The organism is Candidatus Villigracilis saccharophilus, assembly GCF_016711665.1.
The window spans coordinates 22,162-39,756 of sequence record NZ_JADJSO010000054.1; the positions used below are offsets into that span (position 1 = coordinate 22,162).

The 17,595-nt window shown below is 46.6% G+C and carries 18 protein-coding genes; 3 read left to right on the forward strand and 15 right to left on the reverse strand.

All coding sequences use genetic code 11. The features are described from left to right. Window positions 1–17: 17 nt before the first annotated feature. The 3 genes from IPL17_RS17090 to folB are packed head-to-tail and all read left to right on the forward strand — an operon-like array spanning window position 18 to window position 1,649. Window positions 18–563: a redoxin domain-containing protein gene (locus IPL17_RS17090; RefSeq protein WP_345308293.1), complete on the forward strand. Its 546-nt coding sequence runs from the start codon at window positions 18–20 to the stop codon at window positions 561–563. 1 nt (window position 564) lies between these two features. Continuing rightward, window positions 565–1,287: a prolipoprotein diacylglyceryl transferase family protein gene (locus IPL17_RS17095; RefSeq protein WP_345308294.1), complete on the forward strand. Its 723-nt coding sequence runs from the start codon at window positions 565–567 to the stop codon at window positions 1,285–1,287. Further along, window positions 1,287–1,649: a dihydroneopterin aldolase gene (gene folB / locus IPL17_RS17100; protein ID WP_345308295.1), complete on the forward strand. Its 363-nt coding sequence runs from the start codon at window positions 1,287–1,289 to the stop codon at window positions 1,647–1,649. The genes IPL17_RS17095 and folB overlap by 1 nt, the downstream gene beginning before the upstream one ends. Window positions 1,650–1,678: 29 nt before the next feature. On the opposite strand, the gene folE is transcribed toward folB, so the two are convergent. The 15 genes from folE to IPL17_RS17175 form a co-directional block, all read right to left on the reverse strand. Further along, a complete protein-coding gene (gene folE / locus IPL17_RS17105; RefSeq protein ID WP_345308296.1) occupies window positions 1,679–2,302 on the reverse strand; it encodes a GTP cyclohydrolase I FolE in 624 nt (207 codons plus the stop codon). 64 nt (window positions 2,303–2,366) lie between these two features. Next, a complete protein-coding gene (gene raiA, locus IPL17_RS17110; protein WP_345308297.1) occupies window positions 2,367–2,930 on the reverse strand; it encodes a ribosome-associated translation inhibitor RaiA in 564 nt (187 codons plus the stop codon). Between the two features lie 40 nt (window positions 2,931–2,970). Beyond that, on the reverse strand, window positions 2,971–3,399 hold the full coding sequence (locus IPL17_RS17115) for a phosphoribosyltransferase family protein (RefSeq protein WP_345308298.1): 429 nt from the start codon (window positions 3,397–3,399) through the stop codon (window positions 2,971–2,973). A 330-nt stretch (window positions 3,400–3,729) separates the two neighbouring features. Continuing rightward, on the reverse strand, window positions 3,730–4,701 hold the full coding sequence (locus IPL17_RS17120) for a type II secretion system F family protein (RefSeq protein WP_345308299.1): 972 nt from the start codon (window positions 4,699–4,701) through the stop codon (window positions 3,730–3,732). A gap of 1 nt (window position 4,702) precedes the next feature. After that, a complete protein-coding gene (locus tag IPL17_RS17125) occupies window positions 4,703–5,443 on the reverse strand; it encodes a type II secretion system F family protein (protein ID WP_345308300.1) in 741 nt (246 codons plus the stop codon). 325 nt (window positions 5,444–5,768) lie between these two features. Next, window positions 5,769–7,208: a CpaF family protein gene (locus IPL17_RS17130; protein ID WP_345308301.1), complete on the reverse strand. Its 1,440-nt coding sequence runs from the start codon at window positions 7,206–7,208 to the stop codon at window positions 5,769–5,771. Between the two features lie 11 nt (window positions 7,209–7,219). Next, window positions 7,220–8,461 carry a response regulator gene (locus IPL17_RS17135; RefSeq protein ID WP_345308302.1) on the reverse strand — a complete coding sequence of 414 codons (1,242 nt, stop codon included), beginning with the start codon at window positions 8,459–8,461 and terminating at the stop codon, window positions 7,220–7,222. Further along, a complete protein-coding gene (locus IPL17_RS17140) occupies window positions 8,452–9,606 on the reverse strand; it encodes an SAF domain-containing protein (RefSeq protein WP_345308303.1) in 1,155 nt (384 codons plus the stop codon). The genes IPL17_RS17135 and IPL17_RS17140 overlap by 10 nt, the downstream gene beginning before the upstream one ends. 225 nt (window positions 9,607–9,831) lie before the next feature. After that, window positions 9,832–10,839 (reverse strand): sensor histidine kinase, encoded by a 1,008-nt coding sequence (locus IPL17_RS17145; RefSeq protein ID WP_345308304.1) that lies wholly within the window; start codon window positions 10,837–10,839, stop codon window positions 9,832–9,834. A gap of 4 nt (window positions 10,840–10,843) precedes the next feature. Continuing rightward, window positions 10,844–11,584 carry a response regulator transcription factor gene (locus IPL17_RS17150; RefSeq protein WP_345308305.1) on the reverse strand — a complete coding sequence of 247 codons (741 nt, stop codon included), beginning with the start codon at window positions 11,582–11,584 and terminating at the stop codon, window positions 10,844–10,846. 20 nt (window positions 11,585–11,604) lie between these two features. Beyond that, window positions 11,605–13,098, reverse strand: coding sequence for a hypothetical protein (locus IPL17_RS17155; RefSeq protein WP_345308306.1), 1,494 nt, complete (start codon window positions 13,096–13,098; stop codon window positions 11,605–11,607). Beyond that, a complete protein-coding gene (locus IPL17_RS17160) occupies window positions 13,064–14,629 on the reverse strand; it encodes a hypothetical protein (RefSeq protein ID WP_345308307.1) in 1,566 nt (521 codons plus the stop codon). Before IPL17_RS17160 ends, IPL17_RS17155 begins: the two co-directional genes overlap by 35 nt. Further along, window positions 14,626–15,948: a hypothetical protein gene (locus IPL17_RS17165; protein ID WP_345308308.1), complete on the reverse strand. Its 1,323-nt coding sequence runs from the start codon at window positions 15,946–15,948 to the stop codon at window positions 14,626–14,628. Before IPL17_RS17165 ends, IPL17_RS17160 begins: the two co-directional genes overlap by 4 nt. Further along, entirely contained in the window at window positions 15,949–16,539 is a 591-nt protein-coding gene (locus IPL17_RS17170; protein ID WP_345308309.1) for a GNAT family N-acetyltransferase, read from the reverse strand. Between the two features lie 5 nt (window positions 16,540–16,544). Continuing rightward, a complete protein-coding gene (locus IPL17_RS17175) occupies window positions 16,545–17,444 on the reverse strand; it encodes a DMT family transporter (protein ID WP_345308310.1) in 900 nt (299 codons plus the stop codon). Between the last annotated feature and the right edge of the window lie 151 nt (window positions 17,445–17,595).

Consider the following 17,595-nt stretch of genomic DNA (forward strand, 5'->3'; position numbering starts at 1 on the left):
TGTATACTCGAATAATCATGTACAAAACTCAACGGATCATTCTCTACTTTCTCATCCTCATAGCAGGCGCAGCATGGATTGCGCTTTCAGCAGATAAAACGGGAGCATCCACATCAGGGAATATCCCCCCTGCACCACAGGCAGGTTTCGCAGCGCCTGATTTCTCTCTTAATACCCCAACAGGAGAAACGTACACACTTTCTGAGCTGCGCGGTCAGGCAGTCCTTGTAAATCTTTGGGCAACCTGGTGCCCGCCTTGCCGGTCTGAAATGCCCGCCATCGAAAAAATGTACAAAGAATATAAAGATCAAGGGTTTATCGTACTAGCCGTAAATATGACCTATCAAGACGATCCTTTTGCAGTAGCGCCATTCATAGATGAATACGGACTGACCTTTCCAATTCTTCTGGAAGAAACAGGCGATGCCGCATCCGCATATCAATTGCGCTCACTGCCTTCATCATATTTTATTAACCGTAATGGCGTCATCAACGAAGTTGTCATCGGCGGTCCCATGTCTGAAGCCCTGCTCCGCACGCGCATCGAGGAAATTTTAAAATAACATGCTGACAACATTCCGAAACCTGTTCTCGCCCCCACGCCACATGATATTGCTGGTTGCCGCCGCATGGATCGGCCTCACGCTCACGGAAAAACGCGCTGAACGCCACGGCATCAGCAAGGAAAACATCAATAATATTATTTTTTACGGTTTGCTCGCATTCGTCATTGGCGGACGGCTTTCATTTGTTTTACAGAATACCGCCGCATTTATCAAAAGTCCGCTTGGCATTATCTCAGTTAACCCGGATATGTTTGACCCAGCAGGCGGCGCCGCAGTTGCCTTCCTCGTTGCGCTCATTTACGGTCAACGCAGCGGGCTATTATTTTGGGACACCCTCGATGCTCTGACGCCCTTCTTTGCGATCCTTTCAATTGGAATGGGACTTGGTCATCTGGCGGCCGGCACAGCCTTTGGAAAAGAAACGGATCAATCGTGGGGCATCAATTTATGGAATGCGACACGGCATCCGACTCAGCTATACGAAACAGTCGCGTCTCTACTTATCTTTATCCTGCTCTGGTTTAAAAGACATGATACTCGCCCGGGCATTCTCTTCCTCACCTTCGCCGCGCTCACAGCTGGTTCTCAACTATTTCTTCACACCTTTCGCGGTGACAGCACATTAATATCGAACGGTGTGAGACAGGAGCAGGTCATATCGCTTGTTGTATTAGCCGCCCTATTTTTGTTGATCGAACACAGGTTAAAAGAGAATTCATAATGGATAAAATCATCATCCAAAATTTACGTGCAAAGGTCATCCTTGGAATTCACGATTGGGAACGCGTCACGCTGCGCGAAATCATCATCAACGCAACAATGTACACGGATACAAGTTCCGCTGCTCAAAGTGACGATATTTCCGACTGCGTCAATTACAGCGATATGTCAAAAAAACTCCGCGCTCATGCAGAAAGCGCGTCACGGATGACTGTCGAAGCACTTGCAAACGACCTGGCACAGGTCTGCCTGCAAGAGCCGAGAGTAGCTAGAGTTATTTTACGGGTGGACAAGCCTGGCGCAGTACCGGAAGCGGATTCAGTGGCGGTAGAGGTTGAGCGACAGAATCCAAATAAAGGCTAAGAGCAAAGCGTGGTTTCCATCCAATAAATTTAAATTTGCAAAGGCGAAGCACCGCGAGAAATATTTGCCAAAAATTCCTGACGCGTGGCAAGGTTGGCTCGGAACGCACCATGCATCGCGGAAGTGGTCATACGCGCATCATGTTTTTTCACGCCGCGCATCATCGAACATAAATGCATGGCTTCCACAACAACAGCCACACCTTGCGGCTTGAGCAGGTCGCGCAGGAAATCCGCGATCTGGCGGGTCATGCGCTCCTGAACCTGAAGGCGCCGCGCGTACATATCCACTACGCGCGGGATTTTTGAAAGGCCAAGGACTTTCCCATCTGGGATATAAGCAACATGCGCGCGGCCGATAAATGGCAGCATGTGATGTTCGCACATGCTGTAAAACTCGATGTCGCGCACAAGCACCATCTCATCGTATTGAACCTCAAACAAAGCGCCATTAATAATGGCTTTTGGATCCATGGTATAACCGCCAAGCAATTCATGATACATTCGCGCTACACGACGCGGCGTGAATTGCAATCCCTCGCGCTGAGGGTCTTCTCCGACCGCAGAGAGTATGCGGATCACGGCATCTTCAACCACGACATCGTTCATTGGGTTGTTCTCTAATTTCTTGTCGCTTATATCGTCAAAATCCATTGCAACTCCAAAATGAAAACTGGCCTGACAGCATAGCCGCCAGGCCAGTCAAATTTGCCTGATCTTAACCGAGTTCAGGGTCTATCAATCCGTAACTTCCATTGCGGCGGCGGTACAACACATTGATTTTGTTGGTCTGTGCATTATAAAAGATAAAGAAGTTATCGTGTCCAAGATTTCGCATTTGAACCACAGCTTCATCTTCAGTCATTGGATATAAAACAAACTTCTTTTTGCGCGCCACAAGCGGAGAAAGCTCACCTGTCGCATCATCAAAGATCGGTTCGGCAGCCTCGGCGGCAGAACGCCCGTCACCGCGGCCATGTTGATGCTTGCCCTTGTATCTTTCGATCTGCCTCTGCATGTTATCATGCGCCAGATCAAAAGCGGCCAGCGCCTCATCTGCGCGCTCTTCTGTACGAAGCGTAAATCCTTTGCCATACACGGTAATCTGCGCAACATTACGATCATCAGCATTGCGGGCTGCCTTATAGTGAGCCAATTCCACGCGCGCCTCTTCGATCGCGGTCAGGTAGTGATCAAAATTACCAGCCTTTTTATTAACGTATTCCTCAATCTTGTCGGTCAATCGAATATTACGAGTCTGAACTTCCACTTTGTTGGACATACGTCCTCCTTATTGGGATGAAAAGCTACGAACAAAACGCTCAGGCGTTCTGTAAACCATGATGGGGCAGCGCACGGGCAACTGTCAAAGCGTAAACATTTTTTGCGCCTGACAAATATAACGCCTCTGCGCTGGATGATAAAGTTGATCCTGTTGTTGAGACATCGTCCAGCACTAGTACATTTTTCCCCTTCACTCCCACGCCAGCCTGAAACGCGCCTTTAACATTCTCCTTGCGTTCCTGTTTTGTTAGTTCCACCTGGGAACGCGTTTCTTTGCTCCGTGTCAATTCTCCCGGAGCATATTCCACACTAAGCGCCATTGCAAGCGGCATCGCGATCATTGCAACTTGATTATAGCCTCGTTCTTTGAGTCTATGTTTCCCAAGCGGAACAGGTATGATCATGTCAATCGGCCAGTCCAAATCCCGCACAAACGCAACCATTTGTGCGGCAAGCGCATATCCCATTGATATGTTCCGTTTGTATTTCAATTTGTGTAACGCATTTCGAACCGGATTATCAAAAACTGCCCACGCTCTTAATGCACAAAAATGCGGCCGATCCAATTGACAGACGGTACATATCCCCGCCTTTTCCAATGGAAGACCGCACACTTCACAAAGATTTTCTTTTAGTGTTTTTATATTTTTTTGACAATCCAGACACCAGCAAGAGCCCATTTTCCCGCAGCCCCCACATTCGGGAGGAAAAAGCAGGTCAAGCGCGCTCCAAATTAATCGATATGCTGTGTATGACCAGTTTTGCAAAGCGGCCTCTTCACATCAAAGCGATAGAAATTAATTCCCTATGATAGGGCCAAAAGCCTTGCTAATCTGGAATGCCGCAGGAGCCATTAAAATTATCATAATCGACGGAAAGGTTAATAAAGCCATTGGGATAATCATTTTTACAGGAGCCTTATGCGCGAGCTCCTCAGCAAACTGACGCCTTTTCATGCGCATTTGATCAGATTGAATACGGAGAACTTTCGCCAAACTTACACCCAATATCTGGCTTTGTATCACAGCGGCAACGAAACTTGTCAACTCTGGCAGCCCGAGCCGGTCTGCCATGTCGCGCAAAGCCTCGCGTTGTGTTTTTCCGAGTTGAACTTCACGGATACAACGTCCAAACATAATCGAAAGTTCGTTCTCCCACTTCTCACTGACTTTTGACATCGCCGCATCAAACCCCAAGCCTGCCTCAACGCAAATCGTCAACAGGTCGAGAGCATCAGGCATGGCTTTACGCACCTCGGTCTGACGACGATTAATTCGACTCTGAAGCCATAATTGCGGGAAGAAAAACCCCAACGCTGTGAAGATGCCAACGATCAGAACTACTCTCCCGAGCGGCCAGTTCACGGTTGGCAGTGATGAAATCAAGAGCAAAAGCCCGCCAAACACCCCAGCTCCAACAAAACGAGTCGCCAAAAAAGTCGATGCATCAATTCGCCCAGGATTGCCAGCCAGTTCCAATTTTAGGGTGGTTTCTTCCAGAAGCTTTTGTGGCGTGAAACGTGTCGAAATCTCCCCGAACTTTTTTATGATGGGAATAACAATCCGCTCCATAAAGGGCTGTTGAAGTTCAATATCTTCCAACGAAACCGTTTCGCCACGCTGGGTTGCTTCAGCCAGGCGTGCCATAACAGGATCAGATTGATTTTCCTGATTTTCCCGTGAAAATCGAGCACCTACAACAACAAGTGCTATCGCAACGCCAAGAATGACAATGCCAACAATAATCGTAACAATCGTTGTAGAAGTCATACTACACCTCGATATCCGCAATACGCATCATAATAAAGTAACTGGAACCAATCAAACCAAGCACCACACAAATAATTCCCGCAGTACACAATGGACCGCCCTGCGTCACTGACATCAAATATTCAGGATTAAGGAACCACAAAACAAGCGTTAAAAAGAATGGTATCAAGGACAGAACGCTTCCTGAGGTACGTACCTGAGAGGTCAATACACGCACTTCGCCCTTAATACGAACACGTTCGCGAATGGTAAAGGAAATATTATCCAAAATCTCAGAGAGATTACCGCCGACTTCCCGCTGAACGTTAATGGCAGTCACAACAAAGTCAAGGTCGGGACTTGGGATACGGCGCAACAAATTTTCGAGGGCAGTCTCCATTGGAATACCGATCTGCATTTCCTGCACAACACGGCGGAATTCATCATTGATTGGTGACGGTAATTCCTTGCTGATCGCCTCCATTGCCTGCATGGTTGAATACCCTGCGCGCAGACCGTTTACCATCAAGTTAAGCATATCCGACAATTGATCATTAAATTTTTGAAGACGCTGGGCTTGCTGACGTTTCACATAAAATCGGGGGGCAAACGCCCCCGCAATAGCTCCAATCAAAGCTGAAATTGGATGCCTATTACCAATAAACCAAGCTAGGAGACCGCCCAACAGAATAGTCACAGCAATTAGAACAAAATACTCAGCAACTTTAAATTTTATATCTGCGCGGGCAAGATCCCGAGCCACACGATCTCCAAAGGATGTCTTTTCGACCCGCCTTGACACCCAATCCGTGAGCATAGATCTTTGAGGATCGCGTTCGTCGCTGCCTTTCTTGTCATCATCCAGATATTTACTTAAGCGCTGTTCAACCAGGGCACGCTCACTGTTTGAGGAAACAAAAACGCCCACGATTAATAGGATAATTAATATTATTCCGCCAATGATAATAACCCACGTAATCATGTTAATCCTTGTAAATAGTTTATCGGAAATGTATGCATAAAATACTATCGCTTTTTATCTTCGATCAATGAAGCTGAAGAGCTTCAAATCATAAATTTTGTTGTCATCAATAACGGCGACGTTCTCCAATACCGAAGATGGATGGGGGCAAATGAATGCCCGCAGCTTCGATCTTGTCCATAAATTTTGGACGAAGACCAGTAGGGCGAAGGCGTCCAACGATCCTTCCATTTTCAACGCCTGTTTGCTCAAAGACGAAGAGATCTGTCATTGTGATCACGTCGCCTTCCATGCCGCTTACCTCGGCAACCGTAATAACTTTACGAGTACCATCCCGCATACGCTGTTGTTGAACGATCACATCCACTGCGCTGGAAATCTGTTCACGAATAGCTCTGACCGGTAAATCCATGCCCGCCATCAAACACATAGTTTCGATACGAGAGATCGCATCACGCGGAGTGTTGGCATGAGCCGTGGTCATCGAACCATCGTGACCAGTATTCATAGCTTGCAGCATGTCCAAAGTCTCGCCACCACGACATTCGCCAACAATAATCCGTTCGGGGCGCATACGCAAAGCATTGATGACCAAATCGCGAATGGTAATTTCGCCACGGCCTTCAATATTTGGGGGACGAGATTCAAGCGTCACAACATGCTCCTGCCGCAATTGCAGCTCGGCTGCATTTTCGATCGTCAAAATACGCTCATCAGACGGAATAAAACTAGAAAGCACGTTTAAAAGCGTCGTCTTGCCTGAACCTGTACCGCCTGAAATAATAATATTTAGGCGGGATTCAACACAGGCTTTAAGGAATTGTACGCACTCATTTGTAAGCGAACCAAATTGAACCATTTGGTCAACTGATATTGGATTCTTGGAGAACTTACGAATAGTCAACACAGGGCCAACCAATGAAATCGGAGGAATGACTGCATTTACACGGGAGCCATCCTGCAAACGCGCGTCCACATATGGACTGGACTCATCAATGCGACGACCGAGGGGGGCAACAATGCGATCAATAATTCGCATTACATGCTCATTACTTTCAAAAGTTACGGGTACGCGATGAAGTTTACCCTTACGTTCAATATAAATATTCTTGGGTCCATTCACCATAATCTCGGTGATCGTATCGTCTTCCAACAGTGATTGCAACGGTCCCAAGCCAAGTATTTCAGCCGCGATTTGCTCAAATAAGCGCGCACGCTCAGGGCGTGAGAGAACGATATTTTCTTCCGCAAGGATCTGTTCAAATAAACCTTGAATAGTACGCCGAACTTCATCCGTTCTGGATACATCCATAGAGGGATCGATCTCAGCGAGTAGTTTATTTTGAACACGGGTTTTTAAGTCAAAATATGAACCAGCCTGTGGAGATGTGATAGGCGCGCTGACTCTTCTTGCCTGCATTGACGACAAGCGGGAAGAATCACCCCCACCTGCTTTGCCATCACCACCAGATTGTTGAGGCAAGGGAGCGCCGCCGTCCTGCTGACCGCCTCCTTGACCCTGCTCAATACGCCGAAGTAATGACATAGAAAAACTCCTTAACGCTTAAGAGACAAATCATTTTCAGATTCCAATAAAGTCAAACGCGCCCGCACCACTTCTGCCAGAGAAAAAATTCCCCTCCCAACAGGTTGTGATTTATTATCCAGCATGAACGGCACTCCCCTGTTGACGGCTGTGATCACTATTTTCTCATCGAGAGGAATTGTAGCCGATACTTCATGCTTAAGGTTATCACTCACTCTTTCCGGTGTGATCGCGATGCGCTTGTCATACCGATTCATGGTAAATACAATTTTTTCCTTCCGGATACCCATGGTTTGCAAAAGATCAAGAAACAACCGTGCATTTTTAATCGCGGGTATTTCCTGAGTAGTAACAAGCACGATCACATCGCTAATATCTATGGTGGAAAGAATGACGTCCGTCAATATGGACGAAGTGTCAACAACAACATAAGCGTACATTCTTTGTAAGAATTGCAAAACCTTGGCAAATTGATCCGCAGAGACCTTCTCAGCCATTTCGGGACGTTGAGGGGCTGCAAGAATTCGAATACCGGAAGCCTCGTGCTTAATTAAAATCTCTTCAACAACTTCCGACTCAAGCTCATCCACGCGAGGCGCAAGTTCAAGAATGGTGTTCTTACCCTGCTCATTGACAAAAACTGCCACATCGCCAAATTGCAGGTTTGCATCCACCAAAACAGTACGAGTATCTTCATTGTTCAGAGCAATCGCCAGATTAACTGCAATTGTTGTACAGCCTGTTCCGCCCTTCGGGCTGTATACTGTAACGATCTTTCCACTGGCCGCAGGGGCAAAACTTGACATCAAAATTGGCAAACCAGACGAACCAGCGGTAACCAAACGCTGCTGAGCACCTTTTGCGCGTTCAGTATGCGCCATTTCACCAGCACGGCGAACCGCAGAGATCAACTCATCCCCCATAGGAGGCTTTGTCAAAAAGTCGCGCGCGCCAGCCAGCATCGCCTTTCGCATATAGTTTCCATCACTCTGGACAGATAAAATTAACACCTGAATATGGGGTGATTTTTGACGAATCACTTCTGTTGCTGTAATTCCATCAATATCTGGCATATTGATGTCCATCAATACAACATCAGGGTCCAACTCCTGGGCAAGTTGAATTCCTTCTTTGCCTGAACGCGCAGCGCCGGTAACATCCACGTCTGATTCAAACTGCAACAACTTACGAATGTTTTCGCGAGTTTCTGCTATATCATCTACGATAAGAACCCGAATTTTAGTCACGGCCATTTCAAGCTACCCGGAGATTTGAATAATTCATATTTCGAAAAGTATATATCTCGAACCCGACTATTATGGTTGAGGAGAGACGGTGAAACTGGAGAACAAATACCGCTCGCAATATCATTTTGCAAACACGGGGCAACAAGACCACTAGGCTGCATGGCGTACGGAAGTTTCGCAGGAACAGGAATGTTATATTGACTAAGCAGGAATTGTAACGTTGACGCTTCTGTCGCCTGGCGGGCTTGATCCGAGGGATTACGCAACGCCATGGATATTTGCGCATTTGTATACATAAGATATGACAACGTAATTGAATCCTGTGGAGAGACAATCAAGGTGATAATGTCAGGTGCGACAGGCGCTGCGGCAGGCACATTTGGGTCTGTCGGAGCCGGCGCAACTACTGCAGCGGTTGGAAGCGGAGAATTACCCAACTCCAACACGACCGCGTCTTGAAGCAACATTTGGCAAACCATTCTAGGACGCTGTGCTTCAGATGGAATTAAATAATATGGTTGCTGCAAGGAGGGATCCAACTCTAATCTTCCTTGAGGAGAGCCAGCAGCCCCCACCCCAAGCGTAACAACGGGTAAGGTGTCTGGGACAAATCCAGTGCCTGTAAGTGCCGCAGTTAAATTTGGGAGGACGGTTTGAAATGTTGGATCTACATCAACAAAATTAAAACACGCGTTCAAGTTGACATGCGCACCTTTTTGGATGGCATACCCTGCCACGGCGAGACGACTAACCGGGAGAGACATGGCCGTCATGCCAGGCGGAATTAACGATGCCCACTGCGGACCCGCAATCGAGACTGCGGCAGAAGCATCGTTTACCATCGCCTCGGTGATCGGAACACCCTGATCAAGAGGGTATTTAGCCACCTTATTATTGGTAAGTGCGCTCAATTCGTCACGCGTGAACATGACTGCGATCACTTTATCCTGTGGAACTGTTATAGTAGTGAGCAAATCCTCAGTAATTTTTCCACCCTGCGGTATTGGCTGAGCAGCTATATATACTTCAATATTTACTGGCTGTTGAACCGTAGGCGCTGGAGTTGCAAACTGGCGAAAAGCCACGAAGCCAACCACCAAGGCAATGATGATGATCAGAAACACAAGTATTAGAGTTCTTCCACGTCGCATGGTATTCTCCTATCATCGCAATTATTATTAGTTTTTTATTACACAAATATTATACAGGAAAATTACAAAAGCATGACCATTCACAGGATGCCAACTTTTTCAATCTTGCCATGTAAAATAGGTTGTCATTTTTTATTAGAATAACTCATTTTACAGGGTGGCTGAATGAAATGCCACACTAACAGCCAACAATACTGCAAGGTAACCAAATTCTGTTTAAAATAGCTACACCTTCGCCGGCACAGTAAAGACTATCCTTGCTCCAGAACCGGCTGCGCTGTCAATCTCAAAATTCCCGCCAAGCATTTCGGCTCGCTCACGAATTAGCTTCAATCCGAGATTATTAGATTCTCTGAGAGTTTCTGGGTCAAACCCTTTACCGTTATCATCCACACTCACTCGAATCAAGTCAGTCCCAAGATCAACCATGATCTTGACCATTGTGGCCTGGCTATGACGGGAGGCATTCCCAAGCAATTCTTGAACTGCGCGGAAAATCATAACTTCCAGATAGGGCTCGAGGCGCCGCTCTATACCAGTAACGATCACACTCACTTCCAAACCCGCCTGCTCCTTGAAAGCATCGGCATATTTCTTTAATGTGGGGGTCAAACCAAGATCGTCAAGCATCATAGGGCGCAGTTCAAAAATAAAATTACGCACTTTCTGAAAAGTACCCATCGCTGATGTCTTTAAGTTCCCCAATTCATCTTTAGCCTGAACAGGATCAATGTCAAGCAAGCGCATTGCGATCTCAGTTTGTAAAATAAAATTGGAAAGCGCCTGGGCGGGTCCATCGTGCATTTGACGAGATAAGCGCTGGCGCTCCGCCTCCTGTGCATTAACGATCATTTCGATCCCAGTCAGCTGGCTTTTCACGCCAATCGCCGGCAAGGAAGCAACGGAGATTTCACTCGCACTTGATACAGCATTTTCCAAAATCAGTTTATATTTCTCAAGGTGGCTCTTATCATTTTGAAGTTTTTCCAGTTGACCCCGCATAACAAATAGCCTTTGCTGGACATCCAGCGCAGAGTCATAAGCCATTTTGAGTTCTTCGATCGTCGCCCCTTGTTTTTGCAATTGCACCTGCTGTAAATGCGCGGAAATTGCTGCATTTCGTTGTGTTATCTTCGCCAACTCGCCCTGACTTTGCTCGATCATTAAAGTGACTTCGCGCAAAGCACGATTTGTTTCTTCCAGTTCGGTTTTATTATCTATAGGCTCGGTCATAAATTCACTCCAAGTGGCGCGTATCTGCGTCTTTTAATGTAACCCAGCCGCGCTTTAGAGCATAGACAACTGCCTGGGTACGATCTTCAACGCCAAACTTTCTTAGTACTGCAGTGACATGATTTTTGACAGTCTGATGGCTTATGCCCAACATCGACGCAATCTCTTTATTACTTAAGCCACGCACCACACAGCCAAGAACTTCCATCTCCCGATCTGATAATGGATGAAACGGAGTACCAGGCTCACTATAAGAGCGACGAGCGCCTTCCATTCTTTCTTCAATCCAAATATCTAATTCATGAGGAGAAAATACATTATTGTCAAAAACAAACTTTCCTTCGGCAACGTCACGAATAATGCGAGAAAGAGTTTGGGGTTCAATATTTTTGGAACAATAACCGTGCGCACCCGCCAGAGCGGCATGAAGGGCCTGCTCTACATCATCATAGCCCGTCATCAGGATGATCCGCGTCGGGAGTCTATCTTGGGTTACTTGGTGTGTGATCTGTTGTCCATTCATACCAGGTAAATTCACATCCAGAACAGCAATAGTGGGTTTTTTTGTACGGATCAATTCCAAGGCTTCATCCCCAGCAGCTGACTGGGCAATTATCCGCATATCATGTTCTAAAGATAATGCGTCCACAACTCCCTGACGGAAGAGAGGATGGTCATCAACAATTAATAAGGTAATTTCATTCATCCCAAACCCAACCACAATTGATTGATTTTTATTGCACAAACAATTCTTATTTTAACCTATTATGGAGATTTCCACCGATAAACAATCATATTTTTATGTCCAAGAGCAAGAGGAATCGGATTATTGGTCGAAAACACAATCTCTGCGTTTCCAGTTAGGATCGGATAAAACTCGGGGAATGCGACCAAATAATCCACTCCATGCTGGTTGAGATAAACAGCAATCTGTTGCTCATCGCGCATAAAGGGAATGACATCAGGAGAAATCAACCCAGCAAGGTCCACCAACTCGTGATAATCAAAATAGCCAAGCGCGCCGATATCATGCGCGGCAATCAGTGCATCGCCAGGTAATTTTTCTGCAATCCATTTCGCAGTGGCCACCATTTCGCCTTCGATCACACCGACATCCTCCGCGTAAGACCTGGCTCCCAGAAAAATAAAACCAATGACCAGCATTACCATACTTGAGCGCCATGTCGTTTGAGCCACCCAGTGGTATCGAGCAAACATTTTCCCCGCATCAAACTCAGCAAACGCAAGCAGGCCAAACAAAAAGAAAATCGGCATGGCAGGCATGATATATCGTCCATGTTGATAGAGCGGAAGGCGCGAAATGTAAAGCCCAAGGTATCCCGCACACCATATCATCGCGGCAAAACTTCCCCACATCCTTTGCTTAATGGATTTTGTCAACCAACCGAGAACACCAGGAAACAATACAAGACTTGGCCCGACCAATAACTGCAACAACATTTGACCAAGCCGCTCTGGAAATGGAATCATTTGCCAATCAACATACTCCGCTTGTTTTGCGTAAAATGTGTTCGGCATGGGCGTACCGCCGACTGCAAGATTGAAGAGCAAATAAAATACAAAAAGGGAACCAAAACCTATTATAAATTTTGTTATTGATGCAAGGCGTGCTTTTGTACCATGCTCATTGAGCATGATCGTCATCAGCACGGGACCGAGCAGAGTCAAACCATCGGGGCGGACCCAAACCGCCAATCCAGTCAGCAGGCCGAGAGGCAGATAACGAGACGTATTTGTCATCAAAAAAACCAGAACGGTCGTGACGATCAACCCATGCAGCAAGGTTTCCATACCAGACATTCCAGCCCAAGCAAGATGCCATTCAAAAGCAAAAAATATTCCAATCCAGGGGAAACGAGGGTCATAGGAATTAACAAGTTTGCGAACAGCCCATTCCCCAAGAACTGCCAACATAAAGAGCGACAATCCGCCAAGGAAATAAGTCCAGAGGTAGGGAGAAAGGTGCAATAAAAAGCCGATCGCAAGCAGGGCAGACCAAAGCGGCGAAGTTGAGCCGGCGGATGGCAAACCGGGACGAAAAGCCCATTCTCCGCGTAAGGCTAAATTACGCGCATATGTTTGATGGATCCAGGAATCATCCAGCGGGAATCCAATTGTATTAATAAAATAACTCGCAAGCAAATAAATGAGAGAAATAAAAATCACCGCGCCGGCAATGACCAGCAAATCACGCCGCGATATTTTATTTGATTTTAATTTTGTAGATTCGTGTGTCATCCACATCACCTAAATAAACAAACCGCAAAATTCCATTCGCATCTTGATATGAATTATCAATAGGCTCACGCCTGGCCTCCGGTTCTACCACGAGGTAATATGCGCCAAATTGTTTCGACACGTCGAGAATGGACTGCTCACCGCCATAAGGAAATGAGACTGCGGAGCGATTGGTTTGAAGATAATAGCCCGGCGCGTTTCGAACAATGACGATGTCAGTTGACTCAATGCCGTTCTTCACTAGAAATTGTTCAACCTCTGAATAATTCTCCAAATTTTCCTTCCAGCCGAGATCGAACAAGCGCAGGTAAACGACATAGACAGTGAGGATCATTGCGATCATGATCAATGCGCTTCGGAATATCACCCGGGCCTGGTCATTGCCCCAGCCGCGTTTTCTTAGGGACGCGAGAATCGCCTCAAGCCCGAGCGGTGTGAGCGTCCACCACATCGGCTGTAATGCCGCGCCGGCATGAAAGAATGCACCGCGTGAACCCGCAAACGGAAAGATGAACGTCATCACAAAAAAAAGAATTGAGAATGCAAGTCCAGCGAGCCTGACAAGCTCATCTTTTCGAAATGAAATTACCCCGGCAATGATGAAGGGAAATAATAATATCCCACCATGAGCAGCGAATGCGCTTAATATATTTGATCCCAATGCCGCCAAACGGTCCAACATGATTTCCTTCCAACCAAGCGCAAGAAAGGAATCGAAATTGAGCAATGACGGCGGATAGATAAATGTCTGATCGTAACTACCAAGCCAGAGAGCCCGGCTTCCACCTGGAGCCATGAGCGTGCCGAAGATATTCAAGTTGCGAAGATACCAGGGAGACATAATCAGTAGAAAACCAAGGAGAGCGAGAAACGAGTTACGAGTAATAAATTGTAATTTACGTGTTGAGGGTTCTTTAGCTCGCCAAATCGTAAAAAGAAAAGCGAGCGCAAGCCATAGAAGGCCATCGCTGCGAGATAATGTCATCAGGCCAGCGAGCAAGCCAAGAATAATCCAGTAACGTGCGCGGGGCGAGTCTTCGATTAGTTTTGTTGCGACAATGAAATACAATCCGCCAAAGAGCATAAAGAGACCAAAATTGTCTGTCACTGCCACAAAAGGCGCATTGTAAACAGAAAACACCGCAAGCAATCCCGATGCGATGGCAAGTTCACGTTTCCTGGAAAAGGAATAAGCCAGCCCCGCAGTGACTGGCGGAACAAGCGCTGCAATTATAAAAAAGAAGGAGCGGGCAGATGGGTATGTAATCTCCCCAGTCAGCCACATTCCCATAGCAGACACGATCGAAGCCAACGGCATCCAATAACTGTGAGACGGGTGAGGAAGCGAATTTACTCCATCAAGATAATTCCATAGGTAAGGCTCCGTGAACCCCCTGCCCATCGCGAGTTGAATTCCGCCGGCAAAATAGTAATCAGAATCAAGATAACCAGGATTTGGTTGAAATTGCGCAATCCCAAACGGAATGGCAAGGCCGAGAAAAAACAGAAAAAAATAATTTCGGAAAGTCATGACTGATTAACAAGATCGCTCAAGAGGCGTGGAGGACGGATCGCCCACCAACGAATCCAGTATAAACCGACAAGGGTAAAAAGTGGGAGGAAAAGAAAAATTATTTCCTGTGTCATTACCCCAAATTGCTCGAGGAGAAAATAATTAACGCCCCATGGAATAGAAAACGAGGCCAGTATAAGAGAGAAAGATAACCAACTTCCAATTCGACGCCAGCGGTCGTGGACAATGGCGAAGACGAGCGCAAGCGGAATAATAAGCACAGCGAGATGCTCCATTTCGGTACGAAAACCCAGCAATGGGGCAACAGCAAGTGCAAGGCAGGCGGTCCAGTAAAAACGGCGGTCATCTCCATAGCGCACAAGACTTATTTCGAAGCCAAATAGAATGATAAGTACAGTGGTGAACATCCATGCAAGATACTGACCTTGTACTTGCCAGAAAGAAAAAAAGGTTGAGTGAACATTAAATCCAAAATCAGTACGCAGGGCATTGACCGTTGCGCGCAGGAAGGGGATGATCCAGCCGGGGTACAAAAGGAATGAAATAAAGAACAGGATGGAACTTGCCATAAAAAACCCAGCCCATACGCGCGTCCGCCTTTGCCAATAGATGCGTAAAAAGACGAGAAGGAGAAACGGCGCTCCGACTTCCCAATAATACAGCGAGACAGCAATCGACGCGCCTGCAAGTTCGTCGATTTCATTGTGAAGAAAAAATAAAATGCCTGCATACAGAAGACCAAGGAGCAAAACAGGACTGGCTTCATAAACCGCTTCGATCGAATAAAAATTAAGCACAGCAAAGAAGACAAACAAAACGGCAAGAAAAGGAGGAGCATCCCATTCTGTAAGGCGCAGGCTGAGGATGGCGAGTATGAACAACCCCAATTGAATCAATAAAGTAAAGAAAGCCCGGGCAAGTACAGGATCGGGAAAAAGGGCGAATGGAAAATAAAGCAAGAGAATCTGAAAAGGCGTATCCAGAATATATGGTTCATCACCTGTCCCCACAGCGTGCCCATAAACCATTTGTTGAACACGAGCAGGAATCTCTCCTCCATATGGATCAATTCTTTGCGGCAGTTCCTCGGTTATTTTTTTTTCGATCTGAACTTTTGTTTTGCCGTACTTGAAATTTTCAAAAAGAAATCCGCGAGCGGCAACCCAATTGACAAAGAAATCACCACCGCCCTTAAGGTTAAGATTCGCAAATATCAATCCCGTGGAAACCGCAAAAAACAAAATCACAACCAGCGCGATAAATAAATAATCACGAGGCGTTAATGATTTTGACGGGGGATGAAAAGTTGTGCTCAATTATTGAATTGTATAACGAAATATTGGGCGGGAGGGCGAGTTCCGAGCCACTTCCAAAAAACCTGCCTGCCTGAATGCGGAAGCCGTGCCTGTAAAGACAAAAGGTGCAGGCTGAGCCGTTTTTACATCAACCGGATAGCCTTCGACGATCTGTCCGCCATTCTTTTTTACATGCTCGATCGCGGCTTTCAGCAATTCAACCGCGATATTTTTACGGCGGTGTTTTTTCTCGACAAAAAAACAAGTGATCGACCAGACTTCCTGATCATCAACAGGCTTAAGCACGCGGGAATGTGCCAGCTTGGGATAATGACTGCGAGGCTCCACGGCAATCCAGCCAACAGGATAGCCTTCGGAATACGCCAGCAGCCCAGGCACAGTTTTCGAATCTACGATTGACTTTTGCATTTGCCGCGCAGAGTCGCCTGTGTTCTCACTGTAATCTTTTCCGCGCAATTTCCAAAACATACACCAGCATCCGCCACACGCGCCGTGTAAGCCGAAAAGCATTTCAAAATCACGCCACAACTTTTGCGTGAGCGGGTGAAACGACAAATCCAATTCTTCGATCAGGTTTCTTTCTTCAGGCATAAATTTTATCTTCCCTCAACAAGATGATCGTGGTCGATTGCGCCTGAATTCCATTCCTTGAATTGCGAAAGCACGACCGCAATAAAAATTAATACACAGCCAAATATCTGAATTAAAACGAGCTTTTCATTCAAGATCAACCAGCCAGAGATCACAGAAAAAACGGACTCAAGGCTTAAGATCAATGCGGCATCTGCAGGAGGTGTATGCCGCTGTGCCCACACTTGAAGTGTGTAACATAACCCAAGCGAGAAGAAGGCAGTGTACGCGATCGCAAACATAAGCGGCCAGTTAAACGTCATCATTGGTTCAGCAAAGATGCCCACGCCTAAATTTAAGATCGCGCACACAAAAAGTTGACCAACTGAAAATGACATCGCTTCAAACTTGGATGCGAATTTTCCAAGCACAATGACATGGAATGTCCAGAATAATGCTCCAACCAATTCAAGCGCATCGCCTGCCTTGACCTCGAACCTGCCGCCCGTTGAAAGGAGAAATGCCCCACCCCGCCAACCCCACCGCGGCAATGGACATCCAATGCGGTTTCTCGCCCCAAACAAAGAACAAGGCAATGGGAACCAGCACAACATACAAACTGGTAATGAACCGGCATTCCCAGCGGTCGTATACACCATACCCGCCTGCTGAAACGCGCTTCCAACAAAAAGTAAAAAACCTGCAACGGTCATCCATTTATATTGGTCGCGAGACATCGTCCAGGAAGGCTTGTCATTTCGTTTGACCCGCAAGGCAAGCGGCAAAACAACCAGCGCAGCCAGGAAATAACGCGCTCCATTGAACAGGTACACACTACCCATTTGGCCCGCGACTCGCTGCGCGACAAACGCCGAACCCCAAATAATGGAAACTACTAGAAGAGTTAGATCTGCTTTCAGGCGCATGGAAAATCCCGTTTATACGAAGATAAAAATGGACAATTGACAATTGCTAAATACACCCATTTCGGAAGCGCAATGATAGCACAGGATTTATTTGACAGCCTTGAGTGGCCTAATGCGGAAAGCCCCCATTGAAATTAGGATTTGAGATTTT